Consider the following 16,223-nt stretch of genomic DNA (forward strand, 5'->3'; position numbering starts at 1 on the left):
CTCTACGCTGGCGTTGAACAGGTTCCTGTGTGCGACCATGCATTCCAACTATTGACTGATTCCCACGCCTAGACGCAGTGAGTCTGTTGTTTACAAACGCGACGTACCCCCCGTGATGGGCTGCCACAAGCGGGCCGATCTGCTGTCATCAGTGGACTCGAGTCCGAGTGTGACGGCCAAATTACCGATTTGTGCATTCGACAGAAGTAGTGCGCTCACGTGGCGAATCGGTCACTGTCTCCGTACAGACTCCAACTACTGTGGCCAAATATCTATATCAGCTGCTCTTTGGAAAACACCTGTTTTCAAAACGACTGTATTACAGTACAAATGCGAACCCTTATCCGTCCAGCGCGATTCGGTGTAATTGCAATGGCAAACGGTAAGGTTGATTTCTTCAACGACACAGGCGGCTACGGTTTCATCGATACTGACGACGCGGACGAGGACGTCTTCTTCCACATGGAAGACGTTGGCGGTGAGGACCTCACGGAAGGTACCGAGATCGAATTCGACATCGAGCAGGCCCCCAAGGGTCCCCGCGCGACCAACGTCGAACGCGTATAACTACGGTTCTAACGTCGCCGCAAGGCGATGAATGAACTCGCTTCTTCATTTAATCACTACCCGAGAGTAGCGACGCGAGTTGTACTACTGAGACTGTACTGAGATTGAGTCCTGGCTCTGAGAGACGCAACTGCGCGTCCCAAGCACTGGGAGTGATCGAATCTGTCGGCCTCTCAGTCGTCAGTGGCTGATTCTGTGCTCGCATCTGCAGCCTTGAGTTCGACCTCTATCTCTGCAGCGGCAGCTTTGTACTCCGGAATTTTCGCGCGCTCGTCTAACACGTCGTTCGTCAGGACGTTTGCCGAGGCCGCCGCGAAATGGGGTGTCGTCCAGACAACGCCTTCTTTGATGTCTTCGGTCACCTGCGCTTTCACAGTGATCTCGCCGCGGCGCGACGTGAGCACGACGTCCTCGCCGTCTTCGATACCGTAGCGTTCCGCATCTGCGGGATGCACGTCGACGAAATTCTCGGGCGTCTGCCGGTTGAGCGTCGGCGAGCGCCGACTCATTGTACCAGTGTTGTAGTGTTCCTCGAGCCGGGCCGTCGTCAGAATCAGCGGATAGTCGTCGTCGGGCGTTTCCGCGGGCGGTGTGTGGCTGACGCCCTCGATGTGTCCCCTCCCGCTCTCGGTGTCGAACTCGTGTTCGTAGAGGTAGAGGTCGCCTTCGTCACCGGGCTGGTAGCAGGGCCACTGGATACCGTCCTCACCGAGACGGTCGTAGGTCATCCCATGATAGCTCGGACAGACCTGCCGGAGTTCCTCGAAGACGGGTTCGGGCGCGTCGAAGTCGAACAACTCCTCGCCGTCGTCGAACAGCCGGCGTCCGACTTCTGAGAGGATATCGAGGTCGTGTTTTGTGTTATCATGGATTTTCCCGACGTCGCGCATGCGCTGGACGCGCCGGTCAGTGTTGGTGACGGTGCCGTCGCGCTCGGCCCAAGTCGTCGCGGGCAGGATCACGTCGGCGTACTCGGCGGTTTCAGTCATGAAGATATCCTGGACGACCATGAACTCGAGCTCTTGAAGCCGCTCGGCGACGCTGTTGGCGTCCGGTTCGCTCATGACGGGGTTTTCGCCCATGACGTACAGCCCGTGGACTGCGTTGCCGAACTGATGGGAGATTTCGACGTTCGTGAGGCCCGGCTCGTCCGGAATTTCGAAGCCCCACTCCGCTTCAACGCGGGTGCGAGCATCATCGTCGTCGACGAGCTGGTAGCCCGGCAGGACGTTCGGCATCGCGCCCACGTCGCAGGTGCCCTGCACGTTGTTCTGCCCGCGCAGCGGGTTGACGCCCGTCCCGGGTCGGCCAAGGTTGCCCGTAATCAGCGCGAGGTTGATCTCGTTCTGGACGTTGTCGACGCCACAGGCGTGCTGGCTCATCCCCATGCCGGTGAAGATGGCCGCGTTGTCTGCGCTCGCGTACTTCTTTGCGGCGCGTTCGATTGCCTCGAGTGGGAGGCCACACTCCTCGGCGGCGGCTTCCTTGTCGAAGTCCGCGAGCGTCTCTTTGAGATCGTCGAACCCCTCCGTGCGCGCTTCGACGAACGCCTCGTCGATCCAGCCGTCCTCGGGATGGGTCTCGTGATGCTCGAGGATCGTCTTCAGGACGATATTGAGCAGCGGGATATCTGTCCCAGGATTCAACTGGAGGTGCTGGTGGCGCTCCGTGTCGTCGATCTGGAACGACCGTGTGGTCTTGTTCGCGTGGGGGTCGACCTGGATGACGGTCGCGCCCTCGAGGACGGCCTGGCGGAAGTACTGGCTGTTCGCGATGGGGTGTTGCTCGCCGGGATTTGCGCCCTGAATCCAGAACAGGTCGGCCTCTTCTCGGAGGTCTGCCATGCTGTTGGTCATTGCCCCCGCGCCGAGACTCGTCCGCAGCGCCCAGACCGTCGAGGCATGGCACATCCGCGTGCAGTTGTCGACGTTGTTCGTGCCGTAGCGTCGGGCGAGTTTCTGCAGGAGGTAGTTTTCCTCGTTCATCGTCTTCGAAGAGCCGAAAAATCCCATCGCGTCCGGGCCGTAGGACTCTCGGATTCGCTCGAGTTCGTCGACGATGTACCCGTAGCACTCCTCCCAGGTGGCCTCGCGGAACTCGCCGCTGTCGTCTCGGATGAGCGGGGCAGTCAGACGGTCTTCGTGGTCAACGACCTCTGTCGCGGCTCCGCCTTTGATGCAGATACGCCCCTCGTTGACGGGGGCATCGCCCCACGGCATGAACTGCACGTCGTCGCGCGATTCTCCCTGTGCGATCTGAATCCCGCAGCCGACGCCACAGTACGGACAGATCGTCTTGACTGGCTCGTGCGTGTCTCCTGACATAGTTGCCTCCGAGATCGACCGCTCTCGTGTCAGGACGGATGTCGACGCCGACGTGTATGAGTGTTTCTCCCACACAACCAGACCAATTTCAGCGACCGCTCGAGCCTGCGTAACGGCTACAGGACCGGCTGTCGTGGATAGCCCATGGAACTGACGCCGTCGACCGTCAGGGAGCAGGCGGCCGACTACCGCGAGCACGAACCGCTGTATCCGGTCGAACAGGAACAACTCGAGACGCTCCCGGGAGCCCTCGAGTCGGGAGCGTATGGCTGGCGTGACCTCGAGTGGGTCGTCAGGTGGTACTATCGCCGATCACTTGGCGACGTCCCGAACGCCGAGCGAAGGGCCGGTGAGGCGGCGTTCCGACGAAACGACTTCGAGACAGTACAGACGACACTCGAGGCCGTCGTTGCGACCGACCCCGACGACGTTGCAGGCCGACTCGAGCGGTTGACAGCGCTCGAGGGGGTTGACGTCCCTATCGGCTCGGCGGTTCTGTTCTTTTTGGACCCCAAGCGATACGTTGTCGTCGGTGAGCGCGAGTGGCAGGCGCTCAATGAAGTTGGTGACCTCAAGGATGCCTATCCAGAGCCACCGACGGTTTCGGACTACGAGCGGTATCTCACACAGTGTCGAACGCGTTGTGTAGACCTCGAGTGTGATCTGTGGATGTTGTATCGAGCGCTGTGGCGACTCGCGGCGGTCAACGTTTGAACCAGTGACTATCAGATATTGACGGAACCGGGCGGGGGCGGGGGAGTCCGCCCGATCGAGAGACATGAGCTAACTCGACGCGGGGGCGAGTCCACGTTCGAGCCCGGGCACGAACGCACGCAATCGGCTGGCCAACACAGTGGCTGGAAAGTGCGTACCCGACGGGGTCACAACCCCGCACGTAGTCAATGGCGCAGGATGACCTTTGTTATGACTTCGATTGAGCGATCGTAGCACGTGCAAACCACACGCAGGAGCCACATACTGTGGGAGACAGCCGCTGATTACGGCCAGTGCGTTCACCGGCGTGTCACCTCTTTGAGGCGCAAACCGCCAACTGGATAGCACACTGACATTGCGTTCGCTCGGGACTGACGACTTACTGACGGAGTTCACCAACTCCAACCGCGGCCGCCGTGAGAGTACCCACTTCCTCGAGTCCTGATGTCGGGTCTCGGCTTCTATACTAGCCACTGCAACTCAGTGCACATCTGATCGACAAACGGGTCGGCGATCAGTGTGTAACTAGTTGCAGTTGTTACTAGAACTCGATCCGTGTGGTATCTCTCGCACAGTCGTGCCAACAGCCGATGGTAAGGTCCTTCTAACCAGTTTTCAGTGATGTCTATAGAATATTTCTTGGAGCCTACGATCACAGCGGCGGGCGCTGTATTCCCCGTTGGCATCCGATTACGCTCGAGTTACTGGTGTATAGCCGACACGACGAGTATGGTTGATGTTACCACGCCCTGGTGTGGTTCTGCGAGTTACTGAAACATCGGTAATTCGGCCGTAGTACCGGCTGGCTTTCGGTTACAAGCCGGATAACTACAACTGGTGCAGCCGACCGCTCAGATATGATCACCTGCACTAACTGCGAGACGCCCCAGTTCCTGCAGATCACGCAGAGCCGCGTGTACTTCGAAGACGGCGAAGATATCAACGAGATTTCTGAGTCCTACGAGTGTACCCTCTGTGGCTCGACTGGGCAATACATCTACGACGAGGACCACGACGAAGAGACCGTCACCGGCGACGTCGAGCGCACGACCGAACGACCGAAGTTCGCGTGACCGGCTCCCAGAGTCTGTCACTCGGCTCTGGCCGGTTGTGTCTGCTGTCGTGAGTTCTTTAGCCTGTGCTCGTGTTCGTTCCGAATTTCGTTTCACACCGCCTCGAGTCGTGCCTACTCTTGGTTTCGACGCGGAATCGTTCCGGTTCCCGGATTACTCGAGTCGATACCCCCAAGCGCTTCCTCACGGTTTGGATTTCGCTTGCCGCGCCGGGTAATCGCGGAGCGTCTGTGCTCGAGATCCCATTCCTCAAAGAGACCGTACTCGGTCATCGTCTCCATGCCCGCGAGCGCGGCGGTGAGTTTGAGCCCGACGAGCGGAATGTCTGCGACTGAAATGATCACGTCGGCCCGGAGGATCGCCCCGTCGCGTAACACGACGTCGAGCAGATCAACGAGCGCTTCGTCGTCTTTGCGCGGTTTCATGACTCTTGCTGGTCCGGCTGGCTGGTAGTGGTGTCTAGCGCTCCGTTCGTCTCGCTCTCATCTCCGCCGCCGAGTTCCGGCGCGAACGTATACGGCGGCCACGGCCCGGTAAAGCGAATCTCGAGCCCGTCGGCCGACGCCACGTCGTCCAGAATCGCGCCGACCTCCCCCTGGTCGTCTTCGTGTGCGAGCAAGGTGAGTCGGCACAGCGTCTCCCCGTCGCTCGCTTCCTCGGCGACAGCGTCGTCGAGCGTGGCCGTTGGCGAGCGCTCGAGGCTATGGACTTCGCGTGCGACCTCGTCGAGTCGCGTCTCGAGGTCGGCCGTCAGTGACTCACGGCGGTGGGCCCGCAGTTCGGCGAGTCGCTGATCGCGTTTTTTCTCGAGGAGGAAAGCGGTGCCCGACTCGGAGTCGTTGATCTTCGCGTCGAGTTCGCCCAGTCGCTCGTCGCGTTCGATCAGGGCATCGTCGCTGATGGGATCGGTTTCGACGACTTCGACGCGATACTCCCAGTGGCCGGCCAGTTCCGAGAGGACGTGCTCGAGCAACTCCTGTTCCTGTCGGAGCCACTCGCGGACGCGCTCGTCGTCGCCGCGTAGAATCGTATCGAACTGGAAGGGAATGGGGGTGCCAAACGCCTCGCCGGCGTCGTCGACAACGGTCTGATGGCGCACGAGCCAGCGTCGAACCTGGGCTAGATCCGCCGAATCGTAGATGCCGTCGCAGCTGTGACAAACCGCGCCGATGCCGTCCTCGACGACAACGGAGACGGATTCGCCGTCAACGCCAGTCGACTCGAGCGTCGGCTCATCGTCCGGAACCCGCACGAGACAGTAGAGGTAGCGGCCGTTCTCGATTTCGGGTGGTTCTCCGCCCCCGTCGGTGTCCGAAAGCGTGGGATCGGCGTTCTCGAGGGCGTCAGCAGCCTCGCCGGCTTGCTCGTCGAAGCTCACTGGTTGTCACCTCCGAAGACGGAGTAGCCGGGCTGAGTGGGTTGCATGCTGGTTGGATCGCCCTGGAGTTGCTCGATTGCGTCGTTGACCAGGTCGTCCAGATCGCCACGGAGATCGTCGACGCTCTCGTCGATTTCCTCGTCGTCTTTGAGCTGTTCGATCTCGGCTTCGATGGTTGCGAGTTGGGCACCGAGGCGTTCGATTTCCTCGTCAGCTAGATCGCCCGATTCCATGCGGCGGACAGCCTCGCGCTCTAAGGCCTCGATCAGGATCTCGACGACGGTGACGACGAGCGTCACGAGTCCCTGGCGGGCGTCCTCTCCGTCGCCGACGTCGATCTGCGTCACTGTGTCTCACCCTTTGAATCGTCGCCGTCGGTGTCGTCGTTCGAATCATCACCGATGTCAGTCAGTGACTCGCCGATCCCGCCCTCGCCGCTGACCAGATCGAACCCACCACTCGTCGGCTGGTCCGGGTCCGGCCGCGCGCTGACGTGGTCGGTTCCGCGCTCGTCGTCCGACAAGAGCCCATCGTCGTCGCCCCCATCACTTTCGCTTTCGCCTTCACCAGCACTTTCAGACTCGTCCTCGAGCGAGCGGGCACCCTCCTCGGACTCGCCAGTCACGTTGACGCCTCGAGTGGGGTCGACCACTGGTCTCGCGTCTCGCATCTCAGCTAGTTCCGGCTCGCCTGCGGCTTCGGCAACGCGGCGCATGTCGGTCCCTTCGGGGAACTCGAGGCCGTACTTGGCTGCGGTTTCGAAGGAGGCGATAGCGGCGCGCACTTGGACGCCGAGCAGTTGGGTGTCGCCGATTGAGACCGCGATATCCGCGTTGATGACGATCCCCTTGTCGAGCAGCATTTCGACGACCTCTGCAAGGTCTGCCTTCTGTCGGCTCGGCTGGAACTCATCGACCATTGGTGTCACCTCCGTGTGCACCGGCGGTCAGTGCCGGGTTGCTCACCGCGGTCGATACGTTGCTGGCTGTCTGGTGTGGCGTTGTCTCAGTCATTGTCATCCCTCCGTTTCTTGCGCTCCTGTTCGAAGCGCTGTCCGTAGATTCGCTTTCGACTGGGGGCGGTCGAATAGCGTACCTCGCGTGGCACAGTCGAGTGTTTAACGCCGCTGCCGACGGCCGCCCGCTCCGTTGGGAGCGTCGACGCCGCTGTCGGATTCCGCGAGTTCGTCCCCGTATTCTGGCGGCGCATCTTCTCGCGGTTGAACTCGTAGAGGCGCTCGAACTTCGCGTGCGTCTCGAGCAAGGCAGTCCGAAAAGCGTCGATCCCTTCCATCGCACCCTGCTGAATGGCGACCTGGTAGGCTTCGGGGTCGTCCATTACGTCGATGTCGCCGAGCGTCTCCGTCATGTCCGCATCATCGAGAAGGTCTCCGTCTCCCACGTCATCGAGCAGGTCGCCGTCACCGTCGTCGTCCGTGAGCGACGAGACGGCTTCACCGACCAGTCCGTCGTCCTCGCCATCGCCGAGGTCGCCAACTGCGTCCTCGAGTTCGCGTTTCTCCTCCCAGAGATCGCCCAGGTCAGTCGCATCCCAGGCGTTGAGCAGATCGATTGCACGAAACAGGTGGGTGAAATTCACGACGTCGCTCGCGCCGGTCTCCTCCTCGGTCAGTGCGTCGGGAATCTCGCCAACCTCGAGCGCCTCGAGCACCTCGTCGCCGTCGATGGCATCGGGAAGCTCCGTCAGATCAATCGTCTCGAGAACTGTCTCCATGCTCGAGGCGACCGTCGCGAGCGTTTCGACATCGCCGATGACGTCCTCGAGTGCACTATCCTCGAGTTCGTCGAGACTGTCCACGTCGCCGAGGGCGGTTTCGAGACTGGTCAGCGCCTCCTCGCCGTCCTCGAGAAGCGCATCGACGTCGTCAATCTCGAGATCACTCATCGTCGCCCTCCGCTGATGACTCGGCGTCTCCGTCAGATTCGTCGGCTATCGGTTCGACGTGTACCGTGAGAACGCCATTTTTGACCGTTGCGTTTGACGTCCGCTGTCCGTCTGGCCACGGTACCTCGACCCGGTCGAGTTCCTGCCCGGAGACGCCGATCACTAGCACCGACTCGTCGAAGCCAACAGTCACGTCGTCAGGCTCGATCCCGTTGATGTCGGCGGTGACGAGTAGTTCGTCGTCGTACTCCCGTTTCGTCACGCGATGATCACTCGTCGTCGTTCGTCTGGTCCGAGGCCGACCCGAGTCGCTGGTTTCGGTGCCACTGCCTGCTGGTGAGCCACTGTGAGGCGTTCGCCGCCCAGAGGAGGTGTCAGCGTCGCGTCCTGCCTCCTCGAGATCGTCAATCGACCGCATCGAGATGTCGTAATCGATGACCGAGCGGTCGGTGTGGCGGCTCCCGGTCGTTCGTCGCCCCGTCGTGTCGTCACTATCGAGCGCGGCGAGGGCTGAAAGCAGCGTCGAGAGCCAGTGGTCGTCACTCGAGTCATCACGGTCATCCGGTTCGTTCGGGTGGAAATTGCCAGTCATTACGATTTCACCTCGACACGGCCGCTCGTAAGCCGCTCGTGGACATCTTGTGCGATTTCGATCTCTTCCTCGAGTTCTTCTTTGCGCTCTCGATACTCCGTTTCCGACAGCTCACCCAGTTCGTACAGCAACTGATTCTCCTTGAGATCGGCCTCGAGCGCCTCGATATCGTACATCTCGCTGAGGGCCATCGTGTGCAGTGTGTCGACGATGCCGACGAACGGCCGGAACAGGAGGTCATCGAGAACGAACATGGTTACTGGTTGGCTCCGATTTTGACGTCGACGAAACTGTACGGTGCGAACGGCCCCGTGTACCGGAACGTGAGGTCGTCGTACTCCTCCTCGAGGTCGGCAACAGCGTCGTCGAACGTCTCGCGCTCGTCACGCTCGACGAGATACGAGCGATTGAGCACGAGTCGGTCACTGAACAGGTCGTTTGGTACCGACTGGGCCGCAATCGGCTCGAGTGTGTCGGCGACGGCGTCTTCGATTGCCTCGTCGTCGACCTCGGTGTCTTCGTCGCGGACGACTTTCAGGCCGAGTTCGACGCGGCCGTCGATATCGTTCATTGCGCGCCTGAACGCCGGGCGTGCGCCCCGCAGGACGTTTTTCAGCGTGCGGTCGCTTTCGAACGCCATCCCGAACTGCATGGGGACGATCGAGCGCCCGTCGTCAGTATCCATAATCTCGCGCAACACGTCGTCGTGGCGCTGGGCGTCCTCGTCAGTCTCTTCGGGATCGGTCGTGTCGATATCCGAGACGACTGCACCGATCCGGCGATGCGAGACGGTGTAGATGTGGTCGGCTCCGGCGACGGCATCCGTCTCGAACTCGACAGGCTCGTCGCCGTCGATAATACCGTAGACGTAGCGATTTGTACTCGTCTTGCTCATTGGTCGATCACGCTCGGGTTCGAGCCCGCACGCGAGTCGCGCGGGCGCTCGGCAGTGGGAACGGTCATCATGGAACTCGACATGGTCGCTGTCGGCTATCACAGGGCTGTGAACCACGATAGTCGGCTCACAGGTACTCGAGGAACTCGTCAGGGGAAAATTCGGCCCGCCAGCCGGTTATCGTGCTGCTTGCAGTCGCAGTGTGTGCACATCCCACGGACGAGAGTGCAAGCAGCGGCCATGATCGCGCAAGGAATCAAAGAGAGTCGAGACGGCCTCACACGTGGCTTGCAGTCGCAGCGCCAGCCGTGTTACGACACCGGCGTGAACCACGAGGTGTATTATGGCACCAACATCAGGCCGACGACCCGATGCCTCGAGTCTCGCGGAAGTCCTTGATCGCATCCTCGATAAGGGTGTCGTCATCGACGTCTGGGCGCGTGTCTCAGTCGTTGGGATCGAACTGCTCACGATTGAGGCGCGTGTCGTCGTCGCCTCGGTCGACACCTTCCTGCATTACGCGGAGGAGATTGCAAAAATTGAGCAAGCCACCGCAGAGGGCGATCTCGAGGATCTGGAGGAACTCGAGGTCGAACAGCGTCCGGAATCATCGCCACAGTCTGCCACCGAATAATCCACATGGCGGACGATTCCTCGCGAAAGCGCACGGTTCGCGGTCGGAAGATCAGAAGCGACCGATCACAGAAGGAAGCTCGGAAAGCGAAGAAGAAGCTTGCACGCCAGTCGTCGAACGGTCAGTCGAACGCGAACGGCAGTTCGCCCGCGCCAACTGGCAACGGCGACAGTCCGCTGGCCGACCCGGCCGACGTCGAGCCGGATCCGTTCGTCGAAACCGATGCCGTCCGGTCGGTTCGGGATCGCGTCACCGGCTGGCTCGAGGCCGATCAGCCGGTTCATCTGATCGGGCCGACAGGCTGCGGGAAGACTGCCCTTGCGCTGTCGGCAGCGGCACAGCGAGGACGCCCAGTCGTGTGGCTCAACGGCGATGACGCGGTCGATACGGCCGCGCTAGTTGGGACGCACTCGGGCGGTGAGCGATACAAAGAGACCGACAACTACGTCGGCGGTGTGAGCAAGAAAACCGAAATCGTTCGCGAACGCTGGGTCGATAACCCGCTTTCGGTTGCCGTCCGTGAGGGGGCAACACTCGTCTACAACGAGTTCTCTCGAAGCGACCCCGCCGCACACAACGTCTTGCTCTCGGTGCTCGAGGAAGGCGTCCTCGAGCGCCCGGGCAAACGCGGCGAGGATCGGTCCATCGAGGTCCATCCCGAGTTCCGGGCGATCCTCACCTCGAACGACGTCGAGTATGCGGGCGTCCACCAGCAACAGGATGCCTTGCTCGACCGTTTCGTCGGCGTCCACGTCGACTACTACGACGGCGAAACCGAGCGTGAAATCGTTCGCGAACACGTCGACCTCGCTGACGACGATATCGCGACCGTCGTCGATGCAACCCGGCAACTCCGCGACGACCTCGAGGTTGTCGTCGGAACGCGGGCGGCGATTACGGCCGCGAAGGGGCTGACAGTCTTCAACGGCGAACGCGATGGCGATGACGACGACGGTGACGCCACTGACGAGGAGCAGTTCGATGAAGACCTGCTGACCGAGGTGTTCACTGACGTGCTCGCGCCGAAAGTTGTCGGTGAGGGAATCGAAACCGTCGACGAGTTACAGACACAGATTCGCAAGGCAGTCTGAGACTGCCGGACGACTGGTGTCCGGTAGTCTGTGTCCGTCTGGCTCGCATCGATTGATAGGCACTGCAAAACGAAGGGGCAATCCACTCCGTCTACACTATGGCCGAAGCCGACAGCCAGGGAGCGACCGACCAATGCAAAGCGAAAACTGCGGACGGCGAGCGCTGTTCACGGCCAGCCAAAGAGGGCGGGTTTTGCTACCAGCACGACGAGAGTGATCCAACTGTGAGTGACAGTCAAACAGCCGACACCGAACAAGAGGAACAGGACGACCAACAGAACGACCAGCAAGACGACTCGAGCGAGGAGAGCCGAAGTCACGACCTCAGCACTGATATGACCGCTGAGGAAAAGACCGATCCCGAGTCGGTCGATGCGGACGTCGACACTGACACCGACGAGATTCAGGGCGTGCTTGCCGTTCGCCAAACAGTCGAATCCACAGCGGGCGAACTCATCGGGCGCGAGTTCGACGCCGTCAGCGAAATCGCGCCAACCGACGACGGCTGGCGAGCAGTCGTCGAGGTCGTTGAACGCCGATCCGTCCCCGACACACAGGATATCCTCGGGCGCTACGAGATCGAACTCGACGAGAACGCGACCGTCCACGGCTACCGACGACTCGACCGTTACCGGCGCGGCGATACCGGCGACTTTGAGTCGTAGTCGTCGCCGTCGCTGGCTGTCACCCACTCTCTTGTTGGCTCTATTTTGTTGTTTCTGTACCAACAATTCAGCTCCGAACCCGGATTCCGCCCTCAAGCAGTCAGTTCTCCCGACCACAACAGCGAAGGGCCAGCCACGCCTCGTCTCGAGTACCTGTGACCGAGACGCCCGCGTTCGATGCCGTGTCGCTCCCGGTTCGCGGCCTCGAGATCGACGGCGACACGCGCTGTACCCACTATCACAGCGACCGCGATGTCGTCGCCTTTCGGTTCGCCTGCTGTGAGGCGTATTTTCCGTGCTACCAGTGTCACGAGGCGCGGACGGATCACGAGGCCGTCCCGTGGCCCCGCGACCGCTTCGACGAGCCCTCGGTGCTGTGTGGTGTCTGCGAGACCGAACTGACCGTTCCCGCGTATCTCGAGGCCGACTATCGCTGCCCGGCGTGTGACGCACCGTTCAATCCCGGCTGTGCGGCCCACGCCGCGCTGTACTTCGAGACGAACTCGGAGTGACGGTCTGCTCCGTCATCCCACCCGCGACTCGAGTCAGTCCGTTTCACTAACGTATATGTGTTGAACAGCTGAAATTCAGATAGCGAATGAAGCCCGAGTCCTCGAGCGAGATCGACGATGGTGTCACCGAAACGGCTCCCGCCGACGCCACTGCGACGCGGGAACCGACTGCTCCCGGCGACCGTATCGTCAGTCTCGACGTGCTCAGAGGATTCGCGCTGCTTGGCATTCTCGTCATCAACATCTGGCTGTTTGCCCTGCCGATGGTCGGCTGGCTCGACCCGACGCTGTATGGCGACTTTTCCGGTGGGAACTACGCTGCCTGGTTCGTGAGCCACGTCTTCTTCGAGCAGAAGTTCGTGACGCTGTTTACGTTCCTGTTCGGGGCCGGCGTCGTCCTGTTTATGGAGTCGAAAAGCGGCCAATCCGCTCGCCGACTCCACTTCAAACGGACGTTCTGGCTGCTCGTAATCGGCCTCGCACACGCGTATCTGCTCTGGTACGGCGACATTCTCGTCGCGTACGCCTGCTGTGGCTTCCTCGTCGTCTTCGTCCGCAAGTGGGGACCAAAGCGCCTGCTCGCACTCGGCCTCATCATGTTCGCGCTCCCGGCGCTCATCTACCTGCTCAGTGGCGTCGGCTACGTCGTCGCAGACGCGGGCACCCAGGCCGAAATTGAGAGCCAGATTGTAGCCGGATTCGGTGCTGGCCCCGACGACATTGACCAGGAAATCGCCGCCTATCAGGGTGGTTGGCTCGAACAAGTCGAGTTCCGCGCCTCGCTCGTCTTCATGCAGCAGACGGTCGGATTCATCTCGGAGACGTTCTGGCAACTCGGCGGGCTGATGCTCATCGGCATGGCGCTGTACAAGTGGGGCGTGCTCTCGAACGCCCGCTCGAGGTCGTTTTACCGGCGATTACTCGTCGCGGGCGGGACGACCGGTTTGGCACTGATCCTCACCGGTGTCTGGTACCGCGAACTGGTCGCATGGGATACGGCACAGGTGCTGTTGCTTGCCTATCTGTTCAACTACTGGGGATCGCTCTTGTTGGCACTTGCATACGTCGCCGGCATCATGCTGCTCTGTCGGGCCGCAGTCGGCGGGCGCATCGAAACAGCGCTTGCAGCCGTCGGCCGAACGGCGTTTTCGAACTACCTGTTACAGACGGTCCTTGCCACCTCGATCTTCTACGGCCACGGCCTCGGCCTGTTCGCAACGCTCTCTCGACTCGAGTTACTCGGTGTCGTCGTGCTCATCTGGGCGATTCAGGTGCCGCTGTCAGTCGTCTGGCTGCGGCGATACCGATTCGGCCCCGTCGAGTGGTGCTGGCGGACGCTGACCTACGGCGAACGTCAGCCAATGCGTCGTGAGTGAGAGACAGAACCTCATTCGCCGTCGATAGGTCGGCACAATAGTTATACCTGACACCTACTGAGTTGTGGTGACGAATACGATTCGAAGCCGCATGAAAATTCTCACCTGTAACGCTGGCTACCTGCTTGGCTATCAGAACGTCCTCTGGGGATACGTCCCACCGCCAATCGGCTCGGTGGTCGGTGACGCCACCGTTGAACGCGAGAAACTCGAGCAACTGGTCTCGGTCATCGAGCGCGAACGCCCCGACGTGGTCTCGCTGCTCGAGGTCGACCGCGGCTCTCACCGAACCGTCACCGACGGCCAGTTCCGCACGCTCCTCGAGTCGCTTCGCGACCGCGGCCTGCGCTACGGCGGCGACGTCGCAAACAAGTACACCGATGGTGGCCTCCTCGAGTCGATGCCGTTCTGGGGCCACCTCGGGAACGCCGTCCTCTCGCGAACCGACCGCCAACCGCTGGCTCACTATCTCTCGGCGGGCCGGAAGCGACTCGTCATGGAACTCGAGTTGGCAGCCGACGTCGTGCTGTTTGCGGTCCACCTCTCGCTGCGTGCCAGTAGTCGGAAACGGCAACTCAGCGAGCTTGCAGACCTGATCGCAGAGCGCGCGAACGGCCGCGAGGTCGTCGTCACCGGCGACTTCAACACGTTCGACGGCCCCACGGAACTGTCGACGTTCACCGACCGGACCGGCCTCGAGACGCGCGTTCCCGGCGAAACGGTTCCCGCCCGGCCGTTCGACGACTTCTTCGTCGACTCGCGCAGCCTTGATCTGTTTCTCTGTTCGCCCTCGCTGGCCGTCGAGCGCTGTGACGTGCTTGACGTCCAACTTTCCGATCACCGACCCGTCATTTTAGAGACGGGTCACTGATCACCGATTCGCCACGAACACGCCGCTTTCATTACACATGACAGTATACGTATGGTAATGAGCGTCCTCGAGCGAGACCCCTCCATTGGCCTGTTGGGAACGAACGATGGCGACCGACGCGTACAGGCAGCCCTCTCCGACCTGTTTTCCGGCGACGGAACCATCTACATCGTCAGCGGCTACTTCACCTATCAAGGCTACCGTTCGATCCGCGACGACATCGTCTCCTTTCTCGAGCGTGCTCGAGACAACGAGTTGGTTCTCGTCGTCGGTCCTGCCTCGGATCAGTTCTCGGCGCGTATCGCCTACGATCTCTGGGCACTCGACGAACACGAGCAAGTCGAGATCTACAAGCAATCGCGCGGGCTACACGCGAAGCTTTACATCCGCGATGGACCCCATCCGAACTGTATCATCGGCTCTGCGAACATCACGCAGGTTGCCTTCGAGTACAACGTCGAACTCGGCCTCGAGATGACTCGAGAGAGGACGGACCATCCGGATCTACGGCCGTTTTTCGACTGGGTAGAAGCGCTCGTCGATGACTCGAGACCGCTTCGTCGCCGCGACCTGTTTGGACCCGTTCAGGTCGGTAGTTCGTTCGTCAACTGGTCGAACAAGGCGCGATTGCTTCCGGTTCGAAACGTCGCGCTGCGGGTGGTCCCCGTTCTTTTGCTCGTCGTTATGCTCGCAGTGTTGTTCCGGTTCGTCTAGTGGCAGTCCACGTCTCAACTGCTGGATGAAATCGACAGCGGCCGTCTACGTTCGCTCATCAGTCGCTGGTTGAAACGAGATTAGTCCCCCAACTCGCGCAGTTTCTGTTGGACCTGTGCGTACACTTTTGGGTGAAGATTCATCCCTGCATCCACGAGGTCGTACAAGACATCGATGGCCGCTGTGGATGTCAACACTCCTTCTTTTGTGCACTTGAGCAACAGCGTTGTCACCCACCAGCAGTCGACACCGTGCGTTCTGGCGACTTCGATGAGGCCTTTGTCGTTCGCAAGCAGTATCGCTTCGCCCTCATCAGCGAGCAAAATCACAGACGCATCAGCCACTGCGATTCCCTCTAATGAGGCAACGTTCTCGGCATCTGTCGGCGTCTCACAAATGGACACATTCTCGAGAAATGATGTAAGTGCTGCAGTCCCTCGCTTCCCTTCGATGAGCACTTCGTCTTTCACCGCAGCAGTTGTTCGAACCTCATCGAAGACAGCGTCAATGAGATCGAGTCGGCCAACCCATGCGAGCGGAATCAACGCAGAGGAATCGACGACAACCATCAAATCCGCCCGAGGTCACGCTCGAGTTCGTCGGTCGTGTAGCCGGTGTCGATACCCTCCTCAGCAGCAAGTGACAGTATCTTGACGTACGAGACATCGGCGATTTCGGCCGCACGGCGGAGGGTTACGTTGTGCTCTCGGAGCTGCTCGAGTGCCTTTTCTCTCCGCCAGTCTGCGAGTCCCTGCCGAATAAGACGGCGAAGGACTTCCGACCGATCTGCAGTCAGTTCTCGCTCGAGTTCGGAGAGCAGTTCTTCGTCGTCCTCTGGGATGCGAGTTGTGACCGTTTTCATCGTTACGCACACCTACGTTACGATACGTGGTATACGTAACGCCAAACTGT

Annotated in this window: 21 protein-coding genes; 10 read left to right on the forward strand and 11 right to left on the reverse strand. The window is 60.7% G+C overall.

Annotated elements, in window-relative coordinates; genetic code table 11:
- Nucleotides 1–372: 372 nt before the first annotated feature.
- The gene (locus tag G6M89_RS08290; protein ID WP_054862708.1) at nucleotides 373–567 is read left to right on the forward strand and encodes a cold-shock protein; all 195 of its coding nucleotides are present in this window, start codon (nucleotides 373–375) and stop codon (nucleotides 565–567) included.
- 173 nt (nucleotides 568–740) lie between these two features.
- Here G6M89_RS08290 and fdhF read toward each other — a convergent pair whose 3' ends face one another.
- Nucleotides 741–2,891: a formate dehydrogenase subunit alpha gene (gene fdhF, locus G6M89_RS08295; protein WP_165161349.1), complete on the reverse strand. Its 2,151-nt coding sequence runs from the start codon at nucleotides 2,889–2,891 to the stop codon at nucleotides 741–743.
- 144 nt (nucleotides 2,892–3,035) lie between these two features.
- Here fdhF and G6M89_RS08300 point away from each other — a divergent pair, with 144 nt between their 5' ends.
- Together G6M89_RS08300 and G6M89_RS08305 are read left to right on the forward strand one after the other, a co-directional pair.
- Nucleotides 3,036–3,605, forward strand: a complete 570-nt coding sequence (locus tag G6M89_RS08300; protein WP_165161350.1) for a hypothetical protein — start codon at nucleotides 3,036–3,038, stop codon at nucleotides 3,603–3,605.
- 857 nt (nucleotides 3,606–4,462) lie between these two features.
- On the forward strand, nucleotides 4,463–4,678 hold the full coding sequence (locus G6M89_RS08305; RefSeq protein WP_054862710.1) for a hypothetical protein: 216 nt from the start codon (nucleotides 4,463–4,465) through the stop codon (nucleotides 4,676–4,678).
- A gap of 113 nt (nucleotides 4,679–4,791) precedes the next feature.
- Here G6M89_RS08305 and gvpM read toward each other — a convergent pair whose 3' ends face one another.
- The 8 genes from gvpM to G6M89_RS08345 all read right to left on the reverse strand — a co-directional run bounded on the left by gvpM (nucleotide 4,792) and on the right by G6M89_RS08345 (nucleotide 9,448).
- Nucleotides 4,792–5,103, reverse strand: coding sequence for a gas vesicle protein GvpM (gene gvpM / locus G6M89_RS22290; protein WP_241175274.1), 312 nt, complete (start codon nucleotides 5,101–5,103; stop codon nucleotides 4,792–4,794).
- Nucleotides 5,100–6,056, reverse strand: a complete 957-nt coding sequence (gene gvpL / locus G6M89_RS08315; RefSeq protein ID WP_165161351.1) for a gas vesicle protein GvpL — start codon at nucleotides 6,054–6,056, stop codon at nucleotides 5,100–5,102. Before gvpL ends, gvpM begins: the two co-directional genes overlap by 4 nt.
- The gene (locus tag G6M89_RS08320) at nucleotides 6,053–6,403 is read right to left on the reverse strand and encodes a gas vesicle protein K (protein ID WP_165161352.1); all 351 of its coding nucleotides are present in this window, start codon (nucleotides 6,401–6,403) and stop codon (nucleotides 6,053–6,055) included. The genes gvpL and G6M89_RS08320 overlap by 4 nt, the downstream gene beginning before the upstream one ends.
- Nucleotides 6,400–6,975 (reverse strand): gas vesicle protein GvpJ, encoded by a 576-nt coding sequence (gvpJ, locus tag G6M89_RS08325; RefSeq protein ID WP_165161353.1) that lies wholly within the window; start codon nucleotides 6,973–6,975, stop codon nucleotides 6,400–6,402. Before gvpJ ends, G6M89_RS08320 begins: the two co-directional genes overlap by 4 nt.
- An 86-nt stretch (nucleotides 6,976–7,061) precedes the next feature.
- Nucleotides 7,062–7,961 carry a hypothetical protein gene (locus G6M89_RS08330; protein WP_165161354.1) on the reverse strand — a complete coding sequence of 300 codons (900 nt, stop codon included), beginning with the start codon at nucleotides 7,959–7,961 and terminating at the stop codon, nucleotides 7,062–7,064.
- Complete coding sequence (locus G6M89_RS08335) at nucleotides 7,954–8,553, reverse strand: Hsp20/alpha crystallin family protein (protein ID WP_165161355.1); 600 nt, start codon at nucleotides 8,551–8,553, stop codon at nucleotides 7,954–7,956. Before G6M89_RS08335 ends, G6M89_RS08330 begins: the two co-directional genes overlap by 8 nt.
- Nucleotides 8,553–8,807 (reverse strand): gas vesicle protein GvpF, encoded by a 255-nt coding sequence (gene gvpF / locus G6M89_RS08340; RefSeq protein WP_165161356.1) that lies wholly within the window; start codon nucleotides 8,805–8,807, stop codon nucleotides 8,553–8,555. The genes G6M89_RS08335 and gvpF overlap by 1 nt, the downstream gene beginning before the upstream one ends.
- Before the next feature lie 2 nt (nucleotides 8,808–8,809).
- Nucleotides 8,810–9,448: a GvpL/GvpF family gas vesicle protein gene (locus tag G6M89_RS08345; protein WP_165161357.1), complete on the reverse strand. Its 639-nt coding sequence runs from the start codon at nucleotides 9,446–9,448 to the stop codon at nucleotides 8,810–8,812.
- A gap of 343 nt (nucleotides 9,449–9,791) precedes the next feature.
- On the opposite strand from G6M89_RS08345, the gene gvpA reads away from it, so the two are divergent.
- The 7 genes from gvpA (at nucleotide 9,792) to G6M89_RS08380 (ending at nucleotide 15,311) form a co-directional block, all read left to right on the forward strand.
- Nucleotides 9,792–10,082: a gas vesicle protein GvpA gene (gene gvpA / locus G6M89_RS08350; protein WP_165161358.1), complete on the forward strand. Its 291-nt coding sequence runs from the start codon at nucleotides 9,792–9,794 to the stop codon at nucleotides 10,080–10,082.
- Between the two features lie 5 nt (nucleotides 10,083–10,087).
- Nucleotides 10,088–11,173 carry a gas vesicle protein GvpN gene (gene gvpN / locus G6M89_RS08355; protein WP_165161359.1) on the forward strand — a complete coding sequence of 362 codons (1,086 nt, stop codon included), beginning with the start codon at nucleotides 10,088–10,090 and terminating at the stop codon, nucleotides 11,171–11,173.
- 98 nt (nucleotides 11,174–11,271) lie between these two features.
- Nucleotides 11,272–11,838 carry a gas vesicle protein GvpO, halophile-type gene (gvpO, locus tag G6M89_RS08360; protein ID WP_165161360.1) on the forward strand — a complete coding sequence of 189 codons (567 nt, stop codon included), beginning with the start codon at nucleotides 11,272–11,274 and terminating at the stop codon, nucleotides 11,836–11,838.
- 182 nt (nucleotides 11,839–12,020) lie between these two features.
- Entirely contained in the window at nucleotides 12,021–12,350 is a 330-nt protein-coding gene (locus G6M89_RS08365) for a CHY zinc finger protein (RefSeq protein WP_165162068.1), read from the forward strand.
- Between the two features lie 86 nt (nucleotides 12,351–12,436).
- The gene (locus tag G6M89_RS08370) at nucleotides 12,437–13,726 is read left to right on the forward strand and encodes a DUF418 domain-containing protein (RefSeq protein WP_165161361.1); all 1,290 of its coding nucleotides are present in this window, start codon (nucleotides 12,437–12,439) and stop codon (nucleotides 13,724–13,726) included.
- A gap of 91 nt (nucleotides 13,727–13,817) precedes the next feature.
- Nucleotides 13,818–14,597 (forward strand): endonuclease/exonuclease/phosphatase family protein, encoded by a 780-nt coding sequence (locus G6M89_RS08375; protein WP_165161362.1) that lies wholly within the window; start codon nucleotides 13,818–13,820, stop codon nucleotides 14,595–14,597.
- A 57-nt stretch (nucleotides 14,598–14,654) separates the two neighbouring features.
- Nucleotides 14,655–15,311 carry a phospholipase D family protein gene (locus G6M89_RS08380; RefSeq protein ID WP_165161363.1) on the forward strand — a complete coding sequence of 219 codons (657 nt, stop codon included), beginning with the start codon at nucleotides 14,655–14,657 and terminating at the stop codon, nucleotides 15,309–15,311.
- Nucleotides 15,312–15,391: 80 nt separating this feature from the next.
- Here the strand turns inward: G6M89_RS08380 and G6M89_RS08385 are convergent, their stop codons facing one another.
- Together G6M89_RS08385 and G6M89_RS08390 are read right to left on the reverse strand one after the other, a co-directional pair.
- Nucleotides 15,392–15,880, reverse strand: coding sequence for a hypothetical protein (locus tag G6M89_RS08385; protein WP_165161364.1), 489 nt, complete (start codon nucleotides 15,878–15,880; stop codon nucleotides 15,392–15,394).
- Entirely contained in the window at nucleotides 15,880–16,173 is a 294-nt protein-coding gene (locus G6M89_RS08390) for a UPF0175 family protein (RefSeq protein WP_165161365.1), read from the reverse strand. Before G6M89_RS08390 ends, G6M89_RS08385 begins: the two co-directional genes overlap by 1 nt.
- Between the last annotated feature and the right edge of the window lie 50 nt (nucleotides 16,174–16,223).

The organism is Natronolimnobius sp. AArcel1, from assembly GCF_011043775.1.
In the GTDB taxonomy this organism is placed as follows: domain Archaea; phylum Halobacteriota; class Halobacteria; order Halobacteriales; family Natrialbaceae; genus Natronolimnobius.